Source organism: Siphonobacter sp. BAB-5405 (assembly GCF_002872335.1).
Taxonomy (GTDB): domain Bacteria; phylum Bacteroidota; class Bacteroidia; order Cytophagales; family Spirosomataceae; genus Siphonobacter.
In genome coordinates this window covers 164,908-190,989 of record NZ_NJAG01000044.1, presented here as the reverse complement: position 1 = coordinate 190,989, position 26,082 = coordinate 164,908, and the positions used below count along the sequence as shown (strand labels likewise).

The 26,082-nt window shown below is 49.3% G+C and carries 25 protein-coding genes and 1 pseudogene; 10 read left to right on the top strand and 16 right to left on the bottom strand.

What is annotated here, in order from left to right; translation table 11 throughout:
• Window positions 1–107: 107 nt before the first annotated feature.
• The gene (locus BWI97_RS22825) at window positions 108–773 is read right to left on the bottom strand and encodes a recombinase family protein (protein WP_102202946.1); all 666 of its coding nucleotides are present in this window, start codon (window positions 771–773) and stop codon (window positions 108–110) included.
• Between the two features lie 356 nt (window positions 774–1,129).
• Between BWI97_RS22825 and BWI97_RS29000 the strand changes: the two genes are divergently transcribed.
• From BWI97_RS29000 to BWI97_RS22805, 5 genes are all read left to right on the top strand, one after another.
• Entirely contained in the window at window positions 1,130–1,645 is a 516-nt protein-coding gene (locus BWI97_RS29000) for an alpha-L-fucosidase (RefSeq protein WP_199182069.1), read from the top strand.
• Entirely contained in the window at window positions 1,603–2,505 is a 903-nt protein-coding gene (locus BWI97_RS28995) for a discoidin domain-containing protein (protein WP_369826644.1), read from the top strand. Before BWI97_RS29000 ends, BWI97_RS28995 begins: the two co-directional genes overlap by 43 nt.
• Window positions 2,506–2,779: 274 nt before the next feature.
• Window positions 2,780–4,174, top strand: coding sequence for a Gfo/Idh/MocA family protein (locus BWI97_RS22815; protein WP_094811699.1), 1,395 nt, complete (start codon window positions 2,780–2,782; stop codon window positions 4,172–4,174).
• 22 nt (window positions 4,175–4,196) lie between these two features.
• Window positions 4,197–5,567: a putative oxidoreductase C-terminal domain-containing protein gene (locus tag BWI97_RS22810; RefSeq protein ID WP_102202945.1), complete on the top strand. Its 1,371-nt coding sequence runs from the start codon at window positions 4,197–4,199 to the stop codon at window positions 5,565–5,567.
• 178 nt (window positions 5,568–5,745) lie between these two features.
• Complete coding sequence (locus BWI97_RS22805; protein ID WP_094811694.1) at window positions 5,746–6,891, top strand: Gfo/Idh/MocA family protein; 1,146 nt, start codon at window positions 5,746–5,748, stop codon at window positions 6,889–6,891.
• A 39-nt stretch (window positions 6,892–6,930) separates the two neighbouring features.
• Here BWI97_RS22805 and BWI97_RS22800 read toward each other — a convergent pair whose 3' ends face one another.
• From BWI97_RS22800 to BWI97_RS22770, 7 genes are all read right to left on the bottom strand, one after another.
• A complete protein-coding gene (locus tag BWI97_RS22800; RefSeq protein ID WP_102202944.1) occupies window positions 6,931–7,536 on the bottom strand; it encodes a Crp/Fnr family transcriptional regulator in 606 nt (201 codons plus the stop codon).
• Between the two features lie 126 nt (window positions 7,537–7,662).
• Window positions 7,663–8,019, bottom strand: coding sequence for a hypothetical protein (locus BWI97_RS22795; protein WP_094811690.1), 357 nt, complete (start codon window positions 8,017–8,019; stop codon window positions 7,663–7,665).
• A 1-nt stretch (window position 8,020) separates the two neighbouring features.
• Window positions 8,021–8,311 carry a GNAT family N-acetyltransferase gene (locus tag BWI97_RS22790; RefSeq protein WP_102202943.1) on the bottom strand — a complete coding sequence of 97 codons (291 nt, stop codon included), beginning with the start codon at window positions 8,309–8,311 and terminating at the stop codon, window positions 8,021–8,023.
• Window positions 8,312–8,322: 11 nt separating this feature from the next.
• The gene (locus BWI97_RS22785; protein WP_369826642.1) at window positions 8,323–8,937 is read right to left on the bottom strand and encodes an alpha/beta hydrolase; all 615 of its coding nucleotides are present in this window, start codon (window positions 8,935–8,937) and stop codon (window positions 8,323–8,325) included.
• Window positions 8,938–8,946: 9 nt separating this feature from the next.
• A complete protein-coding gene (locus BWI97_RS22780; RefSeq protein WP_102202941.1) occupies window positions 8,947–9,885 on the bottom strand; it encodes a ring-cleaving dioxygenase in 939 nt (312 codons plus the stop codon).
• Between the two features lie 80 nt (window positions 9,886–9,965).
• A complete protein-coding gene (gene rpiA / locus BWI97_RS22775; RefSeq protein ID WP_102202940.1) occupies window positions 9,966–10,643 on the bottom strand; it encodes a ribose-5-phosphate isomerase RpiA in 678 nt (225 codons plus the stop codon).
• Window positions 10,644–10,809: 166 nt separating this feature from the next.
• The gene (locus BWI97_RS22770; RefSeq protein ID WP_094811680.1) at window positions 10,810–11,775 is read right to left on the bottom strand and encodes an AraC family transcriptional regulator; all 966 of its coding nucleotides are present in this window, start codon (window positions 11,773–11,775) and stop codon (window positions 10,810–10,812) included.
• A gap of 91 nt (window positions 11,776–11,866) precedes the next feature.
• On the opposite strand from BWI97_RS22770, the gene BWI97_RS22765 reads away from it, so the two are divergent.
• Window positions 11,867–13,036 (top strand): NAD(P)/FAD-dependent oxidoreductase, encoded by a 1,170-nt coding sequence (locus tag BWI97_RS22765; RefSeq protein WP_158242820.1) that lies wholly within the window; start codon window positions 11,867–11,869, stop codon window positions 13,034–13,036.
• Window positions 13,037–13,145: 109 nt separating this feature from the next.
• Here BWI97_RS22765 and BWI97_RS22760 read toward each other — a convergent pair whose 3' ends face one another.
• Window positions 13,146–13,511 carry a helix-turn-helix domain-containing protein gene (locus tag BWI97_RS22760; protein WP_102202938.1) on the bottom strand — a complete coding sequence of 122 codons (366 nt, stop codon included), beginning with the start codon at window positions 13,509–13,511 and terminating at the stop codon, window positions 13,146–13,148.
• Window positions 13,512–13,590: 79 nt separating this feature from the next.
• On the opposite strand from BWI97_RS22760, the gene BWI97_RS22755 reads away from it, so the two are divergent.
• Complete coding sequence (locus BWI97_RS22755) at window positions 13,591–14,550, top strand: aldo/keto reductase (protein ID WP_102202937.1); 960 nt, start codon at window positions 13,591–13,593, stop codon at window positions 14,548–14,550.
• 97 nt (window positions 14,551–14,647) lie between these two features.
• Here the strand turns inward: BWI97_RS22755 and BWI97_RS22750 are convergent, their stop codons facing one another.
• Together BWI97_RS22750 and BWI97_RS22745 are read right to left on the bottom strand one after the other, a co-directional pair.
• A complete protein-coding gene (locus BWI97_RS22750; protein WP_102202936.1) occupies window positions 14,648–15,532 on the bottom strand; it encodes a pirin family protein in 885 nt (294 codons plus the stop codon).
• A 51-nt stretch (window positions 15,533–15,583) separates the two neighbouring features.
• The gene (locus BWI97_RS22745) at window positions 15,584–16,612 is read right to left on the bottom strand and encodes an LLM class flavin-dependent oxidoreductase (protein ID WP_102202935.1); all 1,029 of its coding nucleotides are present in this window, start codon (window positions 16,610–16,612) and stop codon (window positions 15,584–15,586) included.
• Window positions 16,613–16,925: 313 nt separating this feature from the next.
• Here BWI97_RS22745 and BWI97_RS22735 point away from each other — a divergent pair, with 313 nt between their 5' ends.
• On the top strand, window positions 16,926–17,510 hold the full coding sequence (locus BWI97_RS22735; RefSeq protein WP_102202933.1) for a Crp/Fnr family transcriptional regulator: 585 nt from the start codon (window positions 16,926–16,928) through the stop codon (window positions 17,508–17,510).
• Between the two features lie 243 nt (window positions 17,511–17,753).
• Here the strand turns inward: BWI97_RS22735 and BWI97_RS22730 are convergent, their stop codons facing one another.
• Window positions 17,754–18,866, bottom strand: a complete 1,113-nt coding sequence (locus BWI97_RS22730; RefSeq protein ID WP_102202932.1) for an alkene reductase — start codon at window positions 18,864–18,866, stop codon at window positions 17,754–17,756.
• 131 nt (window positions 18,867–18,997) lie between these two features.
• Here BWI97_RS22730 and BWI97_RS28480 point away from each other — a divergent pair.
• A pseudogene (locus tag BWI97_RS28480) lies at window positions 18,998–19,254 on the top strand (winged helix-turn-helix transcriptional regulator); the annotation flags it as partial.
• The gene (locus BWI97_RS28475) at window positions 19,255–19,422 is read left to right on the top strand and encodes a hypothetical protein (protein ID WP_233207968.1); all 168 of its coding nucleotides are present in this window, start codon (window positions 19,255–19,257) and stop codon (window positions 19,420–19,422) included.
• A gap of 316 nt (window positions 19,423–19,738) precedes the next feature.
• On the opposite strand, the gene BWI97_RS22720 is transcribed toward BWI97_RS28475, so the two are convergent.
• From BWI97_RS22720 to BWI97_RS22705, 4 genes are read right to left on the bottom strand one after another with little or no spacing between them, the layout of a single operon-like run.
• Window positions 19,739–22,159 (bottom strand): TonB-dependent receptor, encoded by a 2,421-nt coding sequence (locus BWI97_RS22720; protein WP_233207967.1) that lies wholly within the window; start codon window positions 22,157–22,159, stop codon window positions 19,739–19,741.
• Window positions 22,160–22,200: 41 nt separating this feature from the next.
• Window positions 22,201–22,896, bottom strand: a complete 696-nt coding sequence (locus BWI97_RS22715) for an ABC transporter ATP-binding protein (protein ID WP_102202930.1) — start codon at window positions 22,894–22,896, stop codon at window positions 22,201–22,203.
• Window positions 22,889–24,280, bottom strand: coding sequence for a DUF3526 domain-containing protein (locus BWI97_RS22710; protein ID WP_102202929.1), 1,392 nt, complete (start codon window positions 24,278–24,280; stop codon window positions 22,889–22,891). The genes BWI97_RS22715 and BWI97_RS22710 overlap by 8 nt, the downstream gene beginning before the upstream one ends.
• The gene (locus BWI97_RS22705; protein WP_102202928.1) at window positions 24,277–25,716 is read right to left on the bottom strand and encodes a DUF3526 domain-containing protein; all 1,440 of its coding nucleotides are present in this window, start codon (window positions 25,714–25,716) and stop codon (window positions 24,277–24,279) included. Before BWI97_RS22705 ends, BWI97_RS22710 begins: the two co-directional genes overlap by 4 nt.
• Window positions 25,717–26,082 lie beyond the last annotated feature (366 nt).

Sequence of the window (26,082 nt, the reverse complement as noted above, 5' to 3'; positions counted from 1 at the left end):
ATAAAATAATWAACATTTCAAACATTTCAAACATTTCAAACATTTCAAACATTTCAAACATTTCAAACATTTCAAACATTTCAAACATTTCAAACATTTCAAACATTTCAAACATCTATCTTCCGGCGTTTTAACAACCGATAAACCGCTTTACTTTCGAATGATTTTTGTCGTCGGGTTTGGTAATGCGTCTGGTTTAATTTGTCGGCAATTTGGGCGTAGGTCATTCCCATGTTTCGGTACAAAAGAGCCAGCTCCGTAGCTTGTACATTAGCTTTATTAAGGCGGGCATTTTGCTGCCGAATCTGTTCTCCTTTTTTGATAGCCAGAGCATTCAGGTTTTCCGGTTTTCCCAGGTTAAAACCCTGGGATTTTTTTTGGGCCAGAGCCGCCCGGGTCCGTTCGGATGTTCGCTCAGCTTCGTACTGGGCAAAAGTTACCATCATTCCCACGGTTAGCGTATTGGCATCGGGTAAATCACAGGCAACAAAATCAATACCCGAATCCCGCAGGGTCATAACAAAAGCCACATTGCGACTGAGACGGTCGAGTTTAGCAATGAGCAATTTGGCGTGGTGTTGGTGACAGGCCCGGATAGCGGCCTGTAGCTGAGGCCGCTCGCTCTTTCGGCCCGATTCAATTTCCGTAAATTCTTCTACCAGCATATCCGACTCCCGCAGGTACCGTTCCACAATGGCCCGCTGATCCCCCAAGCCCAATCCGCTTCGTCCCTGACTTTTCGTGGAGACCCGGTAATAACAGATATATTTCATAACGATGGGCAGGATTCCGTTTAAATACTGAGCAACCAACAACGAATCACGTCTCTTATAAGTAAAGCTTATCGAAGAAAACGCCGTTTTTACTCAAAAATAAAGCTCTTATGGCATTTTACAAACGTCCGTTTAAAAAATGCCATAAACGATTTTGTGGTTTTCAAGCCGCTGAGATTTGTCCAGACGTCAACGTTTCCTTCCTGCAGGACGAGTATCTAAATCTCAGACGAGATTTTTACTGGTAGAAAAGTGCCTTTTGTAAAATAGATAAAGGAATGAGTTGTAAGAACAGGTCCTCTACTATACACTCTGAATGTACGTCGTTCCATACTAAACCATTTTACCTCTATTGCATGAAACGAATTTGCCTGTGGGCTTTCTTCCTCTGCTTGCCCGTATTGACCAAAGCACAGAAAAATCTAACTCAACTTCAGAAGGACTTTGTGGATCTCCGCTTTGGTATGTTCATCCACTTCAACATTCCAACGTTTATGGATGAAGACTGGGCCGATCCCGATGCTTCGCCCGCACTTTTCAACCCCACTAAACTGGATTGTCAGCAGTGGGCCAAAGCGGCCAAGTCCGCCAGGATGTCTTACGGAGCTTTGACGACCAAACACCACAGCGGTTTCTGTATCTGGGATACGAAAACTACGGACTACAACGTCATGCACAGTCCACTCAAGCGGGATGTTGTGAAAGAATACACGCAAGCCTTTCGCTCCAATGGACTGAAAGTCATGCTGTATTACTCCATTCTGGATACGCATCATAAACTGCGGCCCGGTTACATTACCCGGCAGCACATCGATATGGTGAAAAATCAATTGACGGAGCTATTGACGAATTACGGCGAAATTTCCGCCTGATCATTGACGGTTGGGATGCTCCGTGGTCACGCATTTCGTACGACGAAATTCCCTTCGAGGAAATTTACTACCACATCAAATCCATTCAGCCGAACTGTCTGGTGATGGATCTGAACGCAGCCAAGTATCCAGCGGAAGCCTTGTATTACACGGACATCAAGTCCTACGAGCAGGGGGCGGGCCAGCATATTTCCAAGGAAACCAACCGACTGCCGGCATTATCCTGTCTGCCGATTAATGGAGCCTGGTTCTGGAAAACGAAATTTCCTAATGAGCCCGTGAAAGATCCGGCCGTACTGGTGAAAGACAATCTGGTGCCTTTTAATAAAGCTTACTGTAATTTCATCCTCAACGTAGCTCCCAACCGCGAGGGTCTTATCGATCCCAATGCCTTGGCGGCCCTTCAAAGAATGGGTGAACTGTGGACAGAAAAAGCGACTCCATCTAGTCTGCCTACGTACGATGCTCCGGTTATTTCCTCGAATCTGGCGAAGAAACGTCCTGCCAATGGAAGCTGGAGTAATGACATGGACATTTTCGATTTCGGGAACGATGATAGCTTCCGGACGTCCTGGCGGTCCAATCCAACGGTAAAAAATCCCTGGTACGAAGTGACCCTTGATAACGTACAGCCGTTCAATCTCATCTCCATCTATGTAACTCAGGATGAGATTACTGCGTATCAACTGGAATACTTGAACAATGGCAAGTGGCATCCACTTACGGTGAAAAATCGGACGGGGAAAGCGAAGATTCACCGGTTCCCTACGGTATATGGCGAGAAAGTACGGATGCGTATCGATGGGTACAATAATCCGCCCAGCATTGCTGAGTTTGGCGTGTACAACGAACGCAATTAAGTATAAGTCTAAAAAGAAAACGAGCCCCTGACGTCAAGGTGCTCTTTTTCTTTTTAGTACGTTGGGAAGCCAATAATTTCAGCGTTTCCCGATTTGTAAGGAATGCCGCATTATCGATATAAAAAAGATAGAATCGTGCAAACAGGTCATGTCAGCGGTTTTTTAGAAAAACCCTCTTTCTGTATTAAGGTAAAACACTTCTGGGAAAAGTCTTATCTTTAACAGAAGAGAAAGCTTACGGGCTGATTCTGACTACCTCTATCCTTCTATTCGTATGAAACCCAAACAAGCGTATTCCCGCCGGGAATTTCTGGAGCTATCCGGTAAAACAACGCTGGCCACTGCTGCTATAGTAGGTGGTTTTCCCAGCATCGTTCCTGCTTCCGTATTCGGAAAAAATGCCCCGAGTAATCGCATCACCATTGGAGCGATCGGTACGGGTCGTATCTCCCGGGGTCACGATATGCCGGGCGTCTGGCAATACGATCAGGCCCTGATTACGGCCGTGTGTGACCTGGACCGCAACCGGGCCGAAGATGCCAAGACGCTCGTTAATCAGTATTACACGAAGAAAACGGGTAAAGATTACGACGGTGTTCGCGTCTACACCGACTACCGCGAACTGCTCAACAATAAGGATATTGACGCTGTATTGGTCAGTACACCCGATCACTGGCACGCTCCGATTGTCATTCAGGCGGTACAGGCGGGCAAGGATGTATACATGCAGAAACCGGCTTCGCTGACCATCGCCGAAGGCCGGATGATGGCCGATGCCGTGAAGCGTTCGGGACGAATCGTGCAGGTAGGCAGTCAGCAGCGATCTTCCCGACAGTTTCGGTATGCCGCCGAATTGGTACGCAATGGCCGCATTGGCGAACTGAAAACGGTGTACGTTGGATTGCCCGGTGATCCTTCGGGTGATGAGGAATCGCAAATGCCCGTACCAAAAAATCTCAACTACGACATGTGGCTGGGTACGACGCCCGAAGTATATTACACCGAAAAACGCGTACACCCGCTGGTAGGCTACGATCGGCCGGGCTGGTTACGCTGTGAACAGTTTGGGGCGGGGATGATTACGGGTTGGGGCTCGCACCACATCGACTGCTCGCATTGGGCGATGAATACGGAACTGACGGGTCCCGTAGAAATCTGGGGGAAAGCCGATTTTCCGAAAAGTGGTTTATGGGACGTACACGGTATCTTCCGGACCGAGGCTCGTTACGCCAATGGCGTTCACATGATTGTTAGTAATGAATTGCCGAACGGCATTAAGTTTGAAGGGACCGAAGGCTGGATATTCGTTTCCCGGGGTGACGCCTCGGTAACGGCGAGTGACCCGATTGCCAAACAACAGGCCGCTAAAGCACTGGACGCCAGCGATCCGAAACTGCTGACTTCTGAAATCGGTCCGAACGAAATTCACTTGCCCGTGAGTAAGGAACACCACGGCAACTGGCTGGAAAGTATCGTGAGTAAGAAAGATCCAATAGCTCCGGCGGAAATTGGTCACCGTTCGTGCTCAGCCTGTCTGTTGCACCACGCGGCCATGAAACTCAACCGGAAGTTATACTGGGACCCTGCAAAAGAACAATTTAAAAATGACGCGGAAGCCAATCAGTTGCTTTTTCGTCCGCAGCGGGCACCGTATGCGATAAAAGTTTAAACCTTTACCTAATTTGTACCTTATGCATTGGCGTTACAAAACGATTGCTTACCTGAGTATCATGGCCACGTTTCTGGGCTGTACTGAAAAGACCAAAGAATCTGCGATTCACCTGATTACGCTCGATCCGGGCCATTTCCATGCAGCACTGGTCCAGAAAAGCATGTATCCCGACGTGGATGCCCGCGTGCACGTTTACGCTCCCGAAGGACCGGACGTGAAATTGCACCTGGAAAAAATCGAAGGGTATAACAAAAGGGCGGAAAATCCAACGCACTGGAACGAAGTGGTATACACGGGAACGCATTATTTCGAGAAAATGCTGGCCGATAAAACGGGTAACGTCGTAGTACTAGCCGGAAATAACGAGAAAAAAGCGGATTACATTCAGCGATCGGTAGAAGCGGGCTTTAACGTACTATCGGATAAACCCATGATTATCAATGCCAAGGATTTTGATCGGCTGAAAGCCAGCTTTGCAACGGCCGATCAGAAAAACGTTTTGTTGTACGACATCATGACGGAGCGTTTTGAAATCAGTACGGCTCTGCAACGGGAATTTTCCAAAATCGAATCGGCTTTCGGAACCCTGGAAAAAGGAACGCCCGATAATCCTGCCGTAACGAAGGAAAGTGTTCACCATTTCTACAAATACGTTTCGGGCAATGTACTGACGCGTCCGGCCTGGTTTATGGATGTGAATCAGCAGGGCGAGGGGATTGTGGATGTGACCACGCACCTGGTTGATCTGGTACAGTGGGAGTGTTTTCCGGAACAGGTCATTGATTACCAGAAAGATATTAAACTCACGTCCGCCCGCCGCTGGACGACGGACATGACCCGTAGCCAGTTTAAGACGATTACCAAACAGGCTGATTTCCCGGCATACCTGAAAAATGCCATCACGCGGGATAGTGTACTGAAAGTCTACAGCAACGGCGAGATCAACTACCAGCTCAAGGGCGTACACGCCAAGGTTTCGGTAACCTGGGCTTACAAGGCTCCCGAGGGCGGGGGCGATACGCACTATTCGATTATGCGGGGTACGAAAGCGAATCTGGTGATTCGGCAGGGAGCTGAGCAGAAGTTTGTTCCAACGCTGTACATCGAACCACGCGATACGACGGCTGCTTACGAAGCAGCTCTGCAAACGGCTTTACAAACGGTACAACAAACGTATCCCGGTATTGAGCTGAAGAAAATTTCGACAGGCTGGGAGGTGGTCATTCCTAAAAAGTATCAGGAAGGCCACGAAGCTCACTTTGGACGCGTCACGGAAAACTACCTGAAATATCTGAAGGAAGGCAAATTGCCAGCCTGGGAAGTACCGAATATGATTTCCAAATACTACACGACGACGCAGGCCCTGGAATTGGCCAAGAAAGGGAAGTGACCATGTTTATAGGGGGATTGGGTGAAAACCCAACCCTAAAGAATGGGTCGAGCCTATGGTTCTGAGAAGCTTGCTAGGATTGCGAGTAAGAGCCGTAGGCTCGGCGTACGGCGTAAGAACGGATTGAAATCCGTTCGACTCTTGTTCCTATCATAACGAATACTGACCTCTACAAACCATGAACGATGAAAATCGCCGGAGTTTTTTAAAGAACTCCGTCACTACGGCTGCGGGCTTAATGGGCGTCCCCTTTCTAAGTCAGGCGGCAACCATCTCAATACCACCTATTCACGCACCGAAAGAGCCTGCCCGAATTCGCTTTGGGGTCATTGGCATCAATCACGGACACATTTACGGTCAGGTCGAAGCCGTGACGCGGGGCGGGGGCGAACTCGTTTCTTTCTACGCGAAAGAACCCGATTTGGCCGCAACGTTTGCCAAGCGTTATCCTAAAGCCAAACAGGCGAGTAGTGAGAAAGAAGTACTCGAAGATGCTTCGATTAAACTGATTCTCAGTTCCATCATTCCGGATGAGCGGGCTCCGCTGGGTATCCGCGTCATGGAGCACGGCAAAGATTACATGGTCGATAAACCCGGAATTACCAGTCTGGATCAACTGGCCGACGTTCGACGGGTACAGAAAAAAACGGGACGCATTTTTTCGATCATGTTTAGTGAACGCTTTGAAAATAAAGCCACCGTCAAAGCCGGAGAGTTGGTTAAAGCCGGAGCCATTGGTCAGGTCATTCAGACCATCGGATTGGGACCGCACCGGATGACCCCGCAGTCCCGGCCCGACTGGTTTTTTGATCGGAAACGCTTTGGCGGGATCATTTGTGACATTGGTTCCCACCAGTGCGATCAGTTTCTGTTTTTTACTGGTTCAAAGAAAGCGGAAGTCGTTGCTTCTCAGGTTGGCAATGTGCATTATCCGCAGTACCCTAAATTCGAAGATTTCGGCGATCTGATGTTACGCGGGGATGGCGGGATGGGTTACATCCGGGTGGACTGGTTTACGCCCGACGGACTCAAGAGTTGGGGAGACGGACGACTAACCATTCTGGGTACAGAAGGATACATCGAAATCCGGAAAAACATTGACATTGCGGGTCGCGACGGTGGCAATCACCTGTTTCTGGTGAATCAGAAAGAAACCCGGTACATGGACTGTAGCCAGGAAAATCTCCCTTATGGACGCCTGCTCGTCGATGATGTGCTAAACCGAACCGAAACGGCCATGCCCCAGGAACACTGCTTTTTAGCGACCGAACTGGCCCTGAAAGCCCAGCAGAAAGCTCAAATGGTAGACGTTCACAAAGCCTGACTTGACTATACAGTCGATACACAGTCGAGCCCTTCAAAATCACGATTTTGGAGGGCTCGGTGTTGAAAGCTTCCGTCGTACTTTACTCAAAAATTCCGGCGTAAAACCCAGGTACGAAGCAATGTAATGCTGAGCTACCCGCTGCGGAATGGCCGGATAGCGATTCAGAAAATCCAGGTATTTATCGACAGCTGTGGAGGATACGGTTCGGAAAAAGCGTTCCTGTAATTGCGAAAGATTACGCTGAACCATCAGCCGGAACATTCGCTCAAAAGCCGGTACGCGGTGCAACAACTGCTCCTTGGTGTCGGGTGTGAGAATCAGTAATTCGCAGTCTTCCAGCGTTTCAATGTACCAATGGCTGGGTTTTTGTTCGTGGAAACTAATGATATCGCTTACCCACCAGTCTTCAATCGCAAACTGTAACGTTACTTCATTGCCGTCGTGGTCAATGTGATACGTCCGAATGCAACCTTTCAGCAGGTACGCTTCAAACGTACATACTTCTCCTTCCTGCAATAAAAAGTGCTTTTTAGGAACCGTCCTGTGCTGGAGCAGCGAGTTGAAATACTGAAGATCCTCTTCCGAAAAAGAAGAATATTTACGGACATTGGTATTAATACGTTCGTAGAGCAGATCGGCCATTCCTGAATACGGATTGATTTTCCCGTAAAGTAAAAAGGTGTTGGTCGTTTTTGGTTAAGGGTTCCTGATGTAACAAGGAGCATTATCTCAATTACCAACTGAAAAACCCGGAGTAAAGCCCCGGGTTTAGAACGTAATGAAAACGGATTTTCGCTTCGCATTCAATAGATTACGGGTGCGGTGCCCCTTGCCCGTAAGATCTTCCATCTGCAAAATTTCCCCCGCTTCAAAGATCCGTTTTTCCCCCAGCGAAGTTTCAATTTCAATCCTGCCATCGAGCAAAATGATGAATTGCCGCTGCGGAGCCGTGTGAAAATCGAAATCGTAGTCGGCGGTTACCTCCCGAAATATTACGTCCCGTACGGGCAGTTTTTCCGAGAGAAAGCCAATCGGTCCGGCATCCGTGAGGGGGTACTGAACCGTTTCAAAATGTGTATCGCCCTGTTCGTCAGCGTATACCTTCGTCACCTGAAATGTTTCCATGTTATTTGGGTTGAACCAGACGATTCCAGTCGGGGTGCCGCTTCAGATACGCCTGTACGTACGGACACAGCGGTACCAAAGCTAATCCCCGTGACTCAATGTCTTCCAGCACCCGGGTTACCAGAGCCGATGCTACGCCCATGCCCTCCAATTCGCTGGGGACTTCCGTGTGAATCAAGTAAATCTTACTCCCTTTTTCGAGGTAATCGATGAAAGCCCGATGCCCGTTGATCACCATTTCATAATTGTGAATGGGGACATTATTGTGGAGCGGAATGCTGGAAAAGTCCATCGTCGTAGGTATTAGAGAATGTGTTGATTGACTAAATTGATTTCATCGGGTGAAATGGTGTGCATGCGGCCCGGATAAATACGGGAGGTAACCGAGGCATTCAAATCTTCCAGAATCGAAACGCTTTCTTCCACCCGCGAAACGGGTACGTGTGGGTCGGGATTGCCCGTGGAGATGAATACCGGCGTACCGGCAAAATCACCCTCATAGTTATCCGTTGCCAGTGTTTCGCCAATGAGGCCTCCCGTTAGTGCGATGATGCCGCCGTAACGTTTGGCGTGGCGGGCCGTATATTCCAGCGTCAGACAGGCTCCCTGCGAAAACCCCAGAAAGTAGATGTTTTCCGTAGTAATACCCGCCTCAACCAAATCATTAACCACCTGATCGATCGAATCCAGTGCCGAATCTAGGGCGGGTTGATTTTCTTCTACCGGGGCCAGAAAACTGTAGGGATACCAGCTATGCCGCGTGGCTTGCGGAGCATAAATGGCCATCCCGTCGAGGTGGAGGTGACGACTGAGGGAAGCAATATCTTCCGCCGAACCACCCCGACCGTGAATCATGATGATTGCTTTTTGGGCTTCCTGGATGGGCGTGCCGCTGGTGAAAACTTGTTTTTGATGCATATACATGGCTTAGTGTAATTGAGGAAGTACGTGTTCAAGTTCAGAACGGAAAGGCTCGTATTGAGCGGGCAGTTTCAAACCTGTACCCAGTTCAGCCACGGTTTCGTCGGTAGCGAAGCCCGGATTGTCGGTGGCCAGCTCAAATAGTACACCACCCGGTTCACAGAAGTATAACGAGTAAAAATAATTACGGTCAATTTTCTCCGTAATCTGATGACCCGCCTCGATAATTTTCTTCCGGAATGCCATCAGAATCTCCTCGTTGCTAACCCGGAAGGCCACGTGATGGACCGAACCACCCGCCGTATAGCCGGATTTTTCGCCGGGAATTTCCAGCAAGTCCACAATCGCTGCGTTGGGTACAGCCGCCGTTACAAAGCGGTACCGATTCTGTTCTTGCTCGAGTAACTGGTACCCGAAGAGCTCCGTCAGAATTTTGGCCGTAGCCTGACGATTTGCCGTTGTAATGGTGATCGCGTGAAAGCCCCGCGTGGCGTAATCTGCCGTCACCTCAGAGGTTTCCCAGGGCGTCCGCAGATCGGGCGTTTTAGCGACGGTCAGTTCCAGTTTCAAGCCATCTGGGTCCAGAACCGTCAGGTACGATTCGCCAAATTTTTCGGCAATCGGACTTTGCGTAACCTGTAGTTTTTCAAAACGTTTTTGCCAGAAGTCCAGACTGCCTTCGGGTACGGAATAAGCGATCTCCGTTACCTGACCGGCTCCCCTACGTCCGCGGGGGACTTTGGTACCCCAGGGGAAAAACGTCAAAATGCTACCGGGCGTACCCTGTTCGTCGCCGTAGTAAAAGTGATAGGTCTCCGGATCGTCGAAATTGACCGTTTTCTTTACCAGCCGTAAACCCAAGGCACGCGTATAAAAGTCGTAATTGCGTTGAGCGTCGCCAGCGATGGCCGTGATATGATGCAAACCTTTGATTGATGCTTCCATGTGCTGGTTGTTTGATGGATCAAAGGTAGAGCGAGCGGTACCCCCAAAACATTGAACTAGGACAAGAAAACGCGGAATGCTCAGCGGAAGCTTTGCGTGGTATCACCCATACCCATGATGACTTCATGAGTCAGGTTAATAAACAGACCATGACCGACGAGTCCTTCAATCGTTTTGAGTTCATGGGCCAGAGCAGCGGGATCCTCAATCAAGCCAAAATCCGTATCCACGATGTAATTGCCCTGATCGGTTAGAAAAGGTTTATCGCCTGACGGTCGAATTACGCCCTTACCGCCCCGCTGGTTCAGCTGGTTCATCACGTAATGCGAAGCGAAAGGAATGACTTCAATGGGAAGTTTAAACTTCCCCAGTTTTTCTACTTTCTTTGAAGAGTCCGTAATAATGATCTGGCGACGCGTGAGCGAGGCAACGATTTTCTCGCGTAACAGGGCTCCGCCACCCCCTTTAATCAACATGAGATCCGTAGTGAATTCATCGGCTCCGTCGATGGTCAAGTCGATGGCTTCCACTTCGTTGATGTCCAGTAAGGGGATGCCCAGCGACTCTGCCAGTTCCTTCGTACGAATCGACGTCGGAACGCCCTGAATCCGTAGCCCTTCCTGTACCAGCCGACCAATGGCCTGCACGGCGTGTACCGCTGAGGAGCCCGTTCCTAAACCTACGATCTGATCATTCTGAATGTACTGAACGGCCTGTTCGGCGGCGAGTTGTTTTTCTTTATCTAAATTCGGAGTCATAGCATATCAAATTAGGAAAGCAAAGAAAGGCGGCGGGCGGCTATTTCCAAGCAAAAGCTTGGGAGCGAAGTGGAGCAGCCATCTCTGAGGCCAGATTCCACACGAGTAGCGTGTACCGATTACGATTTCTATACAACCCTAACGGGCCCATCAAAACGGATGAAGGCTAGCCCTGTTGGTTTTGGGTGTTCCATTTCTTAGGCTTCATCCCCATACAGGCTTCGAATAATCGGCCGAAATGGCTGAGGTTGGTAAACCCAAGCCGGTAGCCCGCCTCCGATACCGAAAGCCGTTCTTCTTTCAACAGGCGGGCTGCCTCCTGCATCCGCAAGTGCTGGAAATAATCATACAAGCCTTTGCCAAATACCTGCTTGAAAAGTTTACGTAATTTCAATTCATTCATGCCACTCAACTTTACTAATTCGGCAATGGTCAGGGCCTGATCCAGCGAAGTACTCATCGCATTCCTCACCCGGTAAATGGCCTCCATCTCCGCCGTACTCATTGAGCAATAAGGCCTTGCCTGCCGATACGCCAGATTTTTAAACAGATGATACAGTAAGTTCAACGATTTCAGTCGGTAATACGCGTCCAGCAGGGTTCCTTCGGGAGCAGCCGTAACGATTTCATTGACCAGTACGGCAATCTCGGGGGACATGAATTCTTCAATCCAGAACGTATTCTCTGCTTCGAAGAGCGGGCTGAATTTGGACTGATCCCTGCCAAGGAACTGTTGCAAGTAACGCATCTCGACCAGGATCGTAATCTGCCGGATGTGCGACCGTTTGGGGAAGTTTACTTCACTCGCCATACGCGAAGGCGTTATGCGTACGTGTGGCCTTTCCTCAGGTAATGGCTGGCTCGTCTCTGCTGTTGCTTCCTTTCTCTCCTTAAACATATTCTGAAAGGATATCAACAGTCCCTTTTCAATGACGGTGATCGGCTTTCTCTGATAGGTAAATCCCTCCTTCGAGATCAGTGAACGGATCATGATCATCATTTCGGGCAGAAAATCAATGACTTTCATTTCCTGAAACTCCAGGGAAGTAAGCTCACTCAACTGGTCAGAAACGGATACCCCTAATGTATCTGCCAGTTCAAGCATGGATTGGCTATCGTTGAAAGAGGACATGTTTTTGGACTATTTATATTCGTTTTGCCGCTATTTTGATCGTAAACCTAGTCATACTTTTGCCAAGTCCATTAATAAAAGACGTAGCATCATGCAAAAGCGAATCATTATTTCAGGGGGAGGTATCGCCGGGCTCACGGCTGCCCTTTTCCTTCACAAACAAGGCCACGAAGTAACCATTCTGGACCGGGCCCAGGCGTTTACGAATGCGGGGTACTTACTATCCCTCAAAAACTTTGGGGTGAAGATTATGGAGGAGCTGAACCTGGCTGGGTTCTTACGCCAGGCTGCAACTCCCTCGGACTTCATGGACTTTGTGGATGGCCAGGGAAATCGTATTCGGCGGATTAGTTACCAGAAAATGGGGGAAGGCATGGAACCCTCCATCACACTCACCCGGGGCGACCTTCACCGGCAAATTCACGAGGCCGTAAAGGATCAGGTGCAGATACGGATGAATTCCTGCATTGACTTCGTAGAGCAGGATGCCCATCAAGTCAAGATTACCCTAACGACGAAGGAGACACTGGAAGCCGATGTGCTCATCATCTCGGAGGGTTTACGATCTACCACTCGCGAGAAATGTTTCGAAGACAGCCAACTGGAAGACTTCAACGTGTTTTATGTAGGAGGTCGGTTAAAGAAAAACCATTCATATCAGGTCGGTTCCTTTAAAACCTACATTGACGTTCACAAAATGCTTTCCATTTATCCGATCCGTACGAATGAACTGGCCATTCAATGCTACATTCATCAGACGGAAGAGGTTTCCAGTCTACGGCAACACGCCGGGCCACTTTTACAGCAAACGTTCCAAAATTATTCGGCAGAAGTACGGGAACTGATGGCTGAGTTGCTGGCCAGCGGACTAGTCTTCGCGGATAAAATGGGGATGGTTCATGCCCCCAATCTGGTTCAGGGAAGAATCCTTTTGCTGGGCGATGCGGGTTACTGCCCCACAGCCTTATCCGGAATGGGAGCCTCCTTATCGATTTACGGGGCCAAGGCGTTGGCTCATTTCATGGCCGAATCACCTCAGGATCTCCCACGAGCACTTTCAAATTACAATGCAGTGATGCAGCCCATCGCCAGGAAATTTCAAACCAATGCCCGAAATAATGCCGCTTCCTTTCTGCCTCAGAACGAACCGAATCTACAGGCTTTTGCTGCTGCGTTCAGAAACGCGTCCGAATCCGAGGCTCACCGAAGGTTGACGGATCAAATCATACTTACGCCTGATCAGTTGAACTTTGTCCGTTGAGGACAATCAAAATGCCAACAGGAAAACATACGGATCCAGGAAGCATACCTAAAGGCGTTTGCTGTATTGGATTTGTATCGCAGGAACACTTACTCAATAGTTCAGACCCCTACTGGTCTGCCTTGTTGCCAGGGCCAACTAACGGTTCCAGTACTTCCCGATGCGTTTCACCCCATTTCGCCGTTGATTCAATCACGGGTATTAAAGTCTCACCTAGAGCCGTAAGGGTGTACTCTACTTTAAAAGGCTTTTGGTCGTAGGTGATCTTGCTCAGGATGCCGTGCTCTACCAATTGAGCTAAGTGAGTATCCAACAATCGCCTGGAGGCTTTAGGCATTTGACGCTGTAATTCACCCGGGCGGTTAATCCCCAAATGAATGCACCAGATGAGTTTAATCTTCCATTTTCCGTTCAGGACTTCCATGAACAGATGAAGACCGCATTCTACTTCTACCGGTAATTTTCGCTCATACATTTTACAAAGATAAAAAAATGTGATACGGCTGAATTTAGCCCTACTTGATTATGACTGTTCAGGATCGGTCCTTTGTCGAATGAACTACAAACTATTTGGAACACAGACGGGATTACCCGCCAGTCAGCTCATTATGGGCGGCTCCCAACTGGGTAATCGACGGGGACAGGGTACATCCGTAGCGGAAGCCCTGACCATCCTTGCTGCTTATGCGGAAGGGGGCGGAAACTTCATTGACGTATCAGATCTTTATCAATTTGGGCAAGCCGAAACGATTGTCGGCGAATTTATCCAGGATAAACGACCTGATTTTATCCTGTGTACGAAGTATACGCTCAGCAGTCAGGTGAATGCCCCGGTAGCAAACGTAGGTAACCACCGAAAAGCGATGCGACAGGCCGTAGACGCCAGTTTAAAACGATTAAAGACGGATTACATTGATCTGTATATGCCGCACTTTGATGATGGACATACCCCACTGGAAGAAATCGCTCGCGGTCTGGAGGACCTCGTCAAAGCGGGTAAGATCATTTACACGGGTCTGGCCAATTTCCCGGCCTGGAAAGCGGCCCTTATTGCTTCATCTATTCCCCTGGCTGCTATCCAGTTCGAATATAACCTGGCTCAGCGAGCGGCTGACCGTGAATTAAAACCGATGGCTGAACACATGGGGCTGGCCATAATGGGGTATTCTCCTTTAGCTGGAGGGTTACTGACTGCGAAATACCGCCGGGGTGACTCGGGTAGGCTTAGTAATTTGACTTCTTACCAGGAAGATGAAGCCACCACATCGATTCTTGATATACTTGAACACATCGCTCTCGAACTGGGTACGACTCCCGGACCAGTAGCCTTAGCCTGGACTCTGCGTCAGGGCCTGTTTCCTATCATTGGAGCCAGAACCCTGGCTCAGCTCCAAACCAGTTTTCAGGCAATCGGCTTATCCCTCTCACCTGACCAGCTTTCCCGACTGGATCAGGTGAGTAGGGTAGCCAAAGGTTATCCGCACGAATTGCTCGCAAGTGTACAGAAAAAATAGGGACCACTCTACGGAAGATTTCCTGGTAAACAAACTAATAATCAATCCGGTATGAGGCAACAAGCGTGACAAACCAATAGCCTGCTGCTAGACCTCGTTACTCTACTTTCGACCTTTGTTTTTCGTAATCGATCGTTCCGTAATCACCATTATAGAAATCCCGGTATGCGTTAGCAATGTCGAGCTTCGAGTTCATGACGAAAGGGCCCTCTGCGGCAATGGGCTCCTGATACGTTTCTCCACCGAACAGCAGATAATCAGACGCTTCCGCATTTGCATTGCGTATTTCAAGGGTTCCCGCCGCTCTGTCAAATTCTATGAAGTCTCCGGCTTCGAAGGTTTCATCGTTTATCGTTGCGGACTGCGTTGGTAAATAGGCCGCTACTTCCAGTTGATCGGCAACATCCAGCGTAAAGCCAGCCCCCGGTTCCAGCTGGATATGGTAAAGAAACTGCTTTGAATACGTTGGAATCACGGCATTCAATGCTTCATAGGAGCCCGTAACCACCCTGAGCCAGCCCGATCCATCAGGAAAGGTCTTAACCGGAACCTGATTGCCTTCAATGGCCAGGTACGCGGGTTGTTGAGCTTTGATCGCTGCGGGCAGGTTAATCCAGAACTGGAAGGCGTGGACTAGTTTTGAATCCGTTTTAGAATCGTAATTTAATGTTTCATCGTGGATAATACCGTTTCCGGCATTCATCCACTGAACACCCCCGGAATGGACCTTGGCGTAGTTTCCGGCACTATCAAAATGCTCATCTTCTCCATTCAGGATATACGTCAGCGTAGCAATGCCCCGGTGCGGATGGGCACCCGTTCCTTCTTTCGTAACCTTTGTCCGAAGCGTTGGAACGATGTGATCCAGAAAAACGAATGGCCCAACGGCGTCAGCGTATCGGTTAGGCAGGATTCGATAGATAGCCAGGTCGCCAATGTCCGCTCGTTGACCCTGCGTAGAAAAACTGCTTTTCTTTTTCATAAGGAATGTGGTCTGCAAAAAAGCTTTACTTGATTGATTGATCCCAAGTGTTCAATTCCCGGTGTTTGGTTTGAGCAGCGGAATAACTTTCGTTCCGATCAGCTCAATGGACCGCAGTAGTTGCGGGTGGGTAAGGCCGGCATTATCCATCTGAAAGGTAAACCGATCAACCCCTCCCAGGGCTTCGCTATGGCGTAACAGCTTTTGGGCGACTGTTTCAGGTCCACCGACTACGAGTACCCCTTTGGGTTCGATCAGGGCGTCGAAGGTACGTCTCGTCACGGGTGGCCAGCCCCGTTCGCGTCCTAACTTCGTCCATAACTCCGCATAACCCGGGTAATAGTCGGCGATGGCTGACGCATCGTCTTCACCCACGTAGCCCGGTGAATGAAGGCCGACTTTAAGCTGTTCGGGAGCGAAACCCGCCTCCTGACCCGATTTTCTGTACAAATCAATCAGTGGCCGAAAACGCTCGGTCTGGCCACCGATCACGGCCACCATTAGCGGAAGTCCCAACCGACCCGCACGCACGAATGATTGCGGCGTACCCCCGGCACCCAGCCAGACGGGCATCTTTTCCTGAACCGGACGGGGATAGATCGGCTGATTTTGTAATGCGGGTCTGAACTGGCCCGACCAGGTTACAAACTCTTTCCCACGGATTTGCAGCAGTAGCTCCAGCTTTTCCCGGAATAGAGCGTCGTAATCGTCGAGGTTAAATCCAAATAAAGGGTACGATTCGATCGCCGAACCCCGGCCGACCACCAGTTCCGCACGACCTTTTGAAATAATATCCAGTGTCGCAAAACTTTGAAATACCCGGACCGGATCGGAGGTACTGAGGACGGTTACGGCACTGGTCAACCGGATATTCCGGGTGCGGGAAGCCGCCGCCGCCAGGATTACTGCGGGAACAGAATCTAAAAACTCCTTTTTGTGGTGTTCACCAATGCCGAAAATAGCAAGTCCGGCCTGGTCTGCCGCTACGATTCTATCCAGCAGTTGCTCCATAGCAACCTGACTGCTCAGCTCCTCGCTTCCGTACATAGCGGAAGCGAAACTATCTATACCTATTTCCATGGGTTTAAGTGCGTAAGATGATTCTCTGTATCCGATAAAAGCGTAGTTCACAAAACCGGTCAGACTACATTCCTAAGCTAATGAATAGTCCGTCTAACTTGTTTGATCTGCTTACTGCGAACAAAGTTGTGCTGCGGTATCCGAACAAAACGATGATATATAGCGAAAAAAAAGGTAGACAAATGTCGATGGATTCGTACACGCTTCAACTGCTGGAGCCAGTCAAAGGGGGTTACCAATCGAAATGGCTACGTATATTTGTCGGAATCAATGATGACCGTTCATCGATACTAGAAAATACGCAGGGATTCGTATGGTAGAGGCATTTCTTGAGTATTTAAAACAGTTTAGCACTTCTCCGCTTTCAATCGAGGAAAAGGCCCTTCTTGATCAGGCCTTTATCCCATCCAGACTAAGGAAGCGGCAGTATTTAGTACAGGCAGGAGAGCCGTGCCGGAATTTTGCGTTTATCGTAAAGGGCTCCATGCGACAGTATATCGTTGATGAAAAAGGGATTGAGCATATCGTCCAGCTGGGCGTGGAAGACTGGTGGATGGGTGATCGGGAAAGCTGGGTGAAGGGTACGCCAAGTGTATACAACGTCGATGCCTGGGAAGACACCCAAATGCTTTTAATCACCCGGCAATCCGCTCTTGAACTGCTAAAGAAGGTGCCCGCATTCAATGAAATGACCTGTCAGCTTGACGAGCGAAATAACATTGCCAATCAACGCAGGCTAACTTCGTCCATCAGCTCTCAGGCGGAAAAACGGTACGCTGAATTTATCGACTGGTATCCTGAACTAGCAGAGCGTTTCCCTCAGCACCTCATCGCTTCCTACCTGGGGATTACGAAAGATACCCTGAGTCGCGTCAAACGGCAGCGGATGCAAAAGTGACGCACAGGCTGGATCGACTGACGTGGCGTATTATGCCCGTTATCCTGCTCAATAGGGTTGATGAACGCTGCCCAGGGAAACGACACTACGGATTACTACTGCAGGATTTTTATTTGAAGGGTACTAGTGAAACCTGACTATCAATTTCTCCGGCTGCAAACAGGTATATCAATCGGAATCTGGCTGTCTATCAATGAATTGAGGTTCAGGTACTGGCTAGCAGGCTGGATACTTTCCGTTCGTTCATTCGGGTACTGCCCGTGGATAATCGGTATAGCCCTTTTCGCCCCCGGTGTAGTAGGTATCACGGTCACTTTCCGCTAAAGGCAGATTATACGTAAAGCGTTCTGCCAAATCAGGGTTGGCAATAAACAAGGTGCCAAAGGATACCAGGTCGGCGGTGCCTTCATTCAGGATGGCATTGCCGCTTTCCTGCGTAAATCCCAGATTCACCATCAGTCTGCCGCTGTAGTTCTGCCGGAAATGATGGAAGTAATTTTCCTGTAATACGGCTACCGGGGTACCGGCTAAATCTTCCGCTGGCCCGACGATGTGCAGATAGGACAAATCATACGTACTCAGCCTTTTCAGCAGGTACTGGAAGGTTGGAATGGTTTCCTCATCGGGAGTCATGATCCCTACGTGACTTAGGGCGACCGGAGTAAATTTGATGGCTACACGCGTGCTATCCCACACCTCCAGAATAGCATCTATGATCTCAAACACAAGGCGGGTACGGTTTTCAATACTGCCGCCGTAGGCATCGGTACGTTGATTGGTGGCCTGACTTAAAAATTGCGGAATCAACATGCCGGCCTGGGCATGGATCTCAATGCCGTCAAACCCCGCCTGCTTCGCATGTTGGGCGGCCTGCTTGTAGTGCTGTATGGTCTGTTTAATCTCAGTGACGGTCAGCTCGCGAGGCGTCAGGGAGTCTTTAAAGCCCTCAGGCGTAAACGATTGGGTTTGGGGATTGATGGCGGAAGGTCCGGCCGGCAATTCGCCAGCAAAGAAATCCGGGTGGGACGCCGAACCAATGTGCCCTAACTGGGAGAAAATCAATCCGCCCTTGTCGTGTACGGCTTGCGTGACCCCTTTCCAGCCTTCGATCTGTTCCTGCGTGTAGATGCCGGGTACGTTAATAAACCCAATAGACTTAGTATTGACCCAGGTACCTTCACTCAGAATTAAGCCAGCTGAAGCACGTTGAGCGTAATATTCCGCCATCAATGGCGTAGGGATCAGGCCTGCATTGGTGGCACGGCCTCGGGTAAGCGATGCCATCACGACCCGGTTTTTTAATGTTAAATCGCCTAACTGGTATTCCTCCAACAGAGGTTGTGCGGTCTTTTTCATTCTTTTTTCTAGCAAACCTCGGGTAGATGGCCTCGCGGTACAAGAAGGGAGAAATGAATGGCCTAGGGATAAATTTATCCCGTATCTGGAATCGAGCGGCAATGCCTATTTTTGAATAAAGAAATCAGCACATGTACGAAAGAAAAATTCCCCTCACCATAGATTGTGGCCTGCACTTAACGAAGGAAGTGCTAAACGGCAAATGGAAGCCAGCCCTGCTGAATGCGATTTCGCTGAATATCAAGCGTCCAAGCGAAATCCTGCGACTGTTACCGGGAGCTACCCGCCGGGTACTAAACGTCCAGCTCAAAGAACTGGAAGGACATGGAATGGTAGAGAAGWAAAYTTACCGCAGCTGCCACCTAAAGTAGAATACTCGCTTACGGAAATGGGCTGGTCGCTGATGCCCATTATTGATGCGATGAACCAGTGGGGCGACGCGAATCGCAACTTTCTGGAGGCCGTTATTGCTCAGGACCCTAAAACGGGCGAAACGTCAAAATCGACCTGTCAGTTTTACCGGCAGATGGCTTTAGAGCCTGAAGTTCAGGGATAGGTTGAGGTTACAGAATTACGAAAAAGGTTTTACGTGTCGTACCTGTCGTACGTAAAAGTGTCAAGACTAGTAGTTCCTCTCACGGTTCAAACGAGAAGCATTCGCGGCCGGAAACAAACCGAGAGGATTGATGATTGGATTTGTCCAGGAAGCGTTAGTCCATCGAAATAGCATACAATTGTTCTTCTATCGAAAATGGGCTGTAACCTAATGACCATAAATAAAAGTGGGACGATCAGGCTTTTCACCTGTCCCGTCCCATCCTTCCAAATTTTACGAACGGATGCCTACTATTTCTGCTGACACGCTTGAAGCATTAGAAGCGGAAGGTTAGCGTAAGCATAGCATTTCGGGGGGCACCAGGGAAAAGTCGAAGGTAGTTCTGAGCCCCAAGCCAATACGTTCGATCAAACACATTATTGACGTTCAGGGCCAGTTGCACATTGCTTTTCGCGGGCGTGTAGTAGAAAGCAGCATCAAAAACGGTGAAGGCCGGTATCAGGAAACTTCTGGTAAACCAGGGCACTTTATCGCCCTGATACTGTACACCCAGCCCAATCCCTAAATCTTTTAACGCCGATGCACTGCTGAAATTATAGCGTGTCCACAGGTTCGCACTGTGCCGGGGAGTATTTTGTTTACGGGCACCAATCAGGCTTTCATCCTGGTCGCGGGTAATCACTGCATCGATAAAACTGTACGACGCATTCACCTGCCATTCCGGCGTAATGTAGCCGGCCAGTTCCCACTCAATTCCTCGGCTGCGTTCGGCTCCACGGGTAACGAGTCGGTCTGGATTAACCGGATCGTTGGCGTTCATGAGAATGTTTTTCTGAATGATTTCATACAGGGCCACATTCATGTGCATACGGTTCTGGAAAAACGAAGACTTAACGCCCACTTCTTTCAGATTGCTTCGCAAGGGGTCAAACGTACTGCCAGCGGGTAAATTGCCCGTTTGCGGCATCAGACTCACGGTGTTGGATTGCGGCTGAAACCCTTCCAGATAAGTGCCGTACACGTTGATTGCCGGACTGACCGTATAGGTCAGTCCGATCCGGGGAAGCAGGGCCGTTTTTTTGACCGTACTCGCATTTGGCGTTTGGTAGTTCGTAATATCCTCAAACCAGTCGTTACGAAGCCCGAGCAGTACCAGCATTTTTCCCAGTTGAAGTTGTTCCTGGAGGTAAATGGCATGGGTCGTAGTCAGGGCCGCCGGCAATGCCGTTCTGACATTCATGGTGTAATCTTCCACATTGCGAAGGGTATACTGAGGGTTTTGGAGATCGAAATAGTTCACATTTGGCTTGGGTAATACCACGCSGTTGGCGGTAATGGTCTGGTAGTTGGCGGCATTGGCCAGCACAAACGAACTAGCTACGGTACCGTCTTTCAGCAGAAAACCCCGGGCTGCATTTTGTCCCCCGCCTTTGAGCTTGCTCCAGCTGGTCAGATCATAGCCCAGCAGAAGCTTGTGCCCAATCTTGCCCGTATTAAAATCAAAGTTCAGGTAAGCATTCAGATTGTCGGTGTTCCAGTATTGCTGGCGTTGCACAAACTGCATGGCAGCCAGACTGGTTACGGGTTCGTTTTTGATAGTAGGGGCGAAAGCGTTTGTGGTACGGTGTTCACGCAAATCCTCCGTCCAGGACTGCTTCATGTACGCGGCGTTGAAACCAATCTTCGAACTAAACTTATGCGACAGACTTCCCATCAAAATCAATTCCCTGGACCGGAAGTAGTCATTCGGTGCCCCCAGATTGAGTCGGGTGGAGGTACTGTTGAGCCGCGTCTGACCGGCAACTGCACCAAAAATGGGTTGGCCACGGTCAAGCGTACCGTTCATATCACTGTAGATCAGCTCCGCATTCAACGCCGTTTTTTGGTTCGGAATATAGCTCAAAGAGGGGGAAAGAAGGAGTGATTTGCTATTCACCAGGTCACGGAAAGAACGGGCCTGCTGATAGGCTGCGTTCAGGCGATAAAGCACTGTTTTCGATTCGTTCAGCGGACCCGTGAAATCCAGCGTACCGCGAAAGGTACTGAAACTTCCGCCGCCCAGTGTGACTTCCCTGCGTTGTACAGCCAGGGGTTTTTTCGTCACCATATTGATACTTCCACCCGGATCGACGGAAGAGAAAGTTGCACTGGCTGGCCCTTTGATCACTTCTACCCGTTCAATATTGGCCGTCAGTGGTTGCAAAAAATAGTATTGCCGCGTACGCATGCCATTGATGATCTGACCTTCCTCGTTCTGGCTGATTCCCCGAATGGTGTACTGGTTGTAGTAGCTGGAAGGAATCACGCCGCTGGCGATCTTAACGGCGTCTCCCAATTGAAAAGCCTGCCGATCGGTAATCAATTCTTTGGTAAGGGAGGTGATGGCCTGCGGAATAGCCTTGTTAGGTGTTGAAATCCGCGTGGCAGAAAAGGAATAATCGCCGCTGTAGTCCCTGGCCAGGCGACCCGTCACTTCGACCGTTTGTAACTGACTGGCCTCCGGTAGTAATTCAATGCTAAGAAAATCATTTCCGGCGACCCGTCGCTCGGTCTTGTAGCCCACCGCGGAAATCTGTATCGTTCCTTTGCCTGCCAGGGTAAAGAAACCGGCTGAATCGGTAACGGTTCCTTTGCCCGAACCCAGCAACCTGATGCTCGCACCCGAAATTCTGAAACCCGTAGCGGCCTCTGCAACGGAGCCCCTGATTTGCTGAGCCTGGATTTGTAAAGTGGTCAATAAAAAAAGAAGGGTAAAAAATCGGATCATACAAGGGGTAATTAGACTGTTTTGAGGTAAAGACTTTCCAGCTCGTTGGCTGAGATCGTATCGGCATCAAGGATGGATTGAAGAACGCCTTCTTTCATGATGCCAATGCGGCTGGCTACTTCTTTGGCACGAAAAATGTCATGCGTGGTCATTAAAATGGCAGTACCGTTGGCGGCCCGTGTTTGTATGATTTCCGAAAATTCACTGGAAGCCTTCGGGTCCAGTCCACTGGTCGGCTCATCGAGGAGGAGTGCTTTCGCTTTCTTGGCTACGGCGATGGCAATGCCTACCTTTTGCCGCATGCCTTTGGAGTAGGCAGAAAGCCGCTGGTTGAAAGCCTGGGTTTGCAATCCGGTCGCTGAAAGCAGAGAACCCAGCTCTTCCGGGGTATACGCGAAATCCGCCAGAGAAGAAAAATACGCCAGATTTTCGATACCGGTCAGGTTGGGGTAAAGCATGACCGTTTCGGGAATGTAGGCCAGATAGCGTTTAATTTCCTGCGGCTGGTCAGCCACGGAGAGGCCATTGATAAGGGCAACCCCTTCGCTGGGTTCAGTAAAGCCTAAAAAAAGGTTGATGGTCGTCGTTTTTCCGGCTCCATTCTGGCCGAGTAATGCAAAAACCTCACCCGGCTGAATGAGTAAATCCAGTTGGTTGACCGCAGTATGGTTCCCGTATCGTTTGGTGAGGTTTTTCGCTTCAATCATGGGATAAGTTTTTAATGGTCAGGAAATTTCTTTTAAACAAAACGAAGGCCAGTGCCAGACAAGCGAAAGACCACCCCAGGATCGCCAGGATTCCGGCAGCAGGAAATTCGCTCACATAACCGACGGGTTGATAAGGTGGATAACCAGCCCAATCCAGGTGTTCGGTAGGGGTGTCTTCGAAAATATGCGGATAGAAATATTCCCGAATCTGGCGGTGATGGGCTTTCACCGATTGCAGATAGCGTACGTGACTTTCCAGATCAGTATTGGCTACTTTATTTAAGGCTTGCTGGGCCGCGATAACCGGGTTAAACCAGCTCATGGTTTCGGACAGGCTTTGTCTTTGGCTTAATTTCTCGAAAAGTTGTTCCGATGCGTGTTTCGAATCCAGATCACCCGAGAACTGCATGGCATAGTACCAGCCGGGAGAAAAGGTATGGTCAGGGATCGGGTAGTGGCGATACTGAGGGTAGACCGCATAGAACTTTTCCATGGTGGCCTTCTTGGGCTGGTCCCATTTGGCATGATAGCCTTCCCGTTGACGAATTGCCGTTTCGCTTGCCTCGGGAACGGGAACGCTACTGCTAACAACGATAGTGGCGATGCCGGGCAGAAGGATTGTCAGAAAGATCCAGACGCAAATCAACGCAGTGGCATTGAAGGAAGAGCGTTTGCCGAAGGAAACGATCAGGGCTGCCATGGTGAACCAAAACAGGACGTAAATCAATACCACGAGCAGTAGCTGAAAAGTGGGCCCGGTGAAGGGAAGTTGCAGCGAAAGGCAAGCCGCCGTAAACACGGCGAAGGTGAGCAACAGCAGTACCCCCAGCCGCACCAGTAGTTTCCCGGCAACAGTTTGCCCTACATGGGTAGTTGAGGTGTGCAGGATGTTCCAGACGCCCGTTTCCTGCTCCTCGGAAATGACATTGTAGGTTAAAGCGATGATGAGCAGGGGAAGCAGGAACAGAAACACGAAAGCAGCATCCAGGTTTCCTGCCAGGAGGGTAAGCGGATTGGTTAGTTCTGAATCATAAAGTTGCCCTTCAATAGCAAGCATTTTTACTTTTAGCGTATACGGATAAATATCACGTTGACCCAGGGCAAACCGAGCCCAGGGGGCAGGTGGGTTGACGGTATAAAAAAACGGATAGTACGCCGTAGTCCCTGCGACTTTTCCCGTACCATGCGTAACGACCTGCTGCAAGTGGTTTTTTTGCACGGAAGGTACGGAGGTGATGGTTTGCTCCTGCTGATCAATCACCTGATTCGCGTGCAGAAAGCTGTAAAAGGCGAAAGCCAGCACGCCAATCGTTCCCATTTGTACCGTTTTACTCCGTAAAAAATTCCGTAGTTCCAGGAGCAATACACTTCGGTAACGTTTCATAACTGAAAATGGCGTTTGGTGGAAATGTAGTATAAGGCACCGAAGCCCGCCAGTACCCAGCAAACCAGTGCAGCCAGACTAATACCCGCCGCCGACAGGTTCGCCGCGATCGAAAGCGGCTGGAAGGTGAAATCAGGCATACGCTGCCAATGATCCGCACCGACCTTTTGCTGACTATCGTTCCTATACTGGATTTGCGTTAAATGAATCTCATTAAGGCGTTGTGATTTTTCGTAACGGTAGCGTTCGGTTTGCTGCTGAAAAGCGGTAAAGGAGTCGAAATCAGTACCGGAAAGATTCATCGAAAGGTTACGGATGGCCAGGAAAGGATCCGCGAAACCGAAAGCCGTGGATACGGCATTCTGCGATCGGTAAGTACCGATCAGGCGGTCAAAATGTTTATTGAATAAGGTAGACGTAATGGTTTCGCTTTCCTTCATGACGAATGCCCCGTAATTTAACGGCAGGGCCTGAACAGAATCGACGCCATACTTTTTCAACAGGTCTGCTTTTAATTGGGCAAAATGCGGATCGTTGGGGTTATGACTGTCGCCTTGCTGACTCATCTCTGCTTCGATGGCCTGTTCAAAGGCAATCTTGTTGGGGGCCTCGTAAAGACGGCTACCCAGGGTCTGGGCACTTTTAGGAATGATTATAATGAATAAAATCCAGCCAAAAACCAGTGCCATGAGTGCCTGCTTGGCCGACCTGCTCACCGCCGATACGCCTACGACGAGTAGAACAATACTCAGGAAATAGACTGCGTAAGAAGAAACGATTATCAATATACGTAATGTGTTGTCTACACCTATTTTACCCGAAAGGAAAAAAGATCCGACGAAAAGGCTTATCAGGATGAGCGGTAAGAATAAAATCCAGATCGCAGCGGTTAGCCCCGCCGTTTTGCCAACCAAAAGGTCAAAGTAAGAGGCACGCTGGCAAAGCAGAATTTTTAACACACCGTTTTGTTTCAGGCCCGCAATCGTTGGAAAGCCGATAAAAATAATGAGTAGCGGCACCAGTAACTGTAGAACCAAAGCCATACTTAATTCGCCAAATCGTAACATACCATTCGAAAAACTGGCCTCACTCAGGTTGATTGTATTTTGACGGTGTGCTTCCAGAAATACGGCGTTGCCGACGTAACTGTCGAGGCCAAAATCAAAAAAGCTAAGGGGCGATTTTTCGCGAAAAACCAGATAGCCATAATGGGCCACCCGGTGGGGGTGTCGATCGGGCTGGCTCATCCACTGGTCATAAACTTGCTGATGGGCAGTCGCTTGCTGTCGGTTAAACTTGCCAACGTACTGCCAGCCGGTAATCATTGCCAGTAGCGAAACGGCCAGTAGTGAAAAATACAGTATCCGCGTATTCCGGCCCCGAAAAATGGCATTCCATTCCTGGCGGGCAATGAGTTTGATATAATGAAGGTGCATGGGGCGAGTGATCCGGTCTCAATTGCAATAGTGTTGCAAATAAACACAGGATTCGTTGTATTTGCATCAGTGTTGCATAAAAACTGTAAACTGTTTCCAGCTATATCGACACGCTGCAATTGCTTACCCAAAGCGTTAGGGGCATGAATTGGATAGAACAGCTATTCGAAATTTTAACGAATCCATCTCAAACGGACCATTATTGTTCATTTGAATGAAAGCTTATGTTTGCCCAGATCATAAGTTCCAAAGCAGTCATTACCGAGGAAAGGAACTACGTATGCCATGAATGAATTGTCATCGGCCAGCGAATGGCACGACGAAAAGACTAATAAGGCGTAGCTCCGAAAGCAGGGCTGCTTTCAA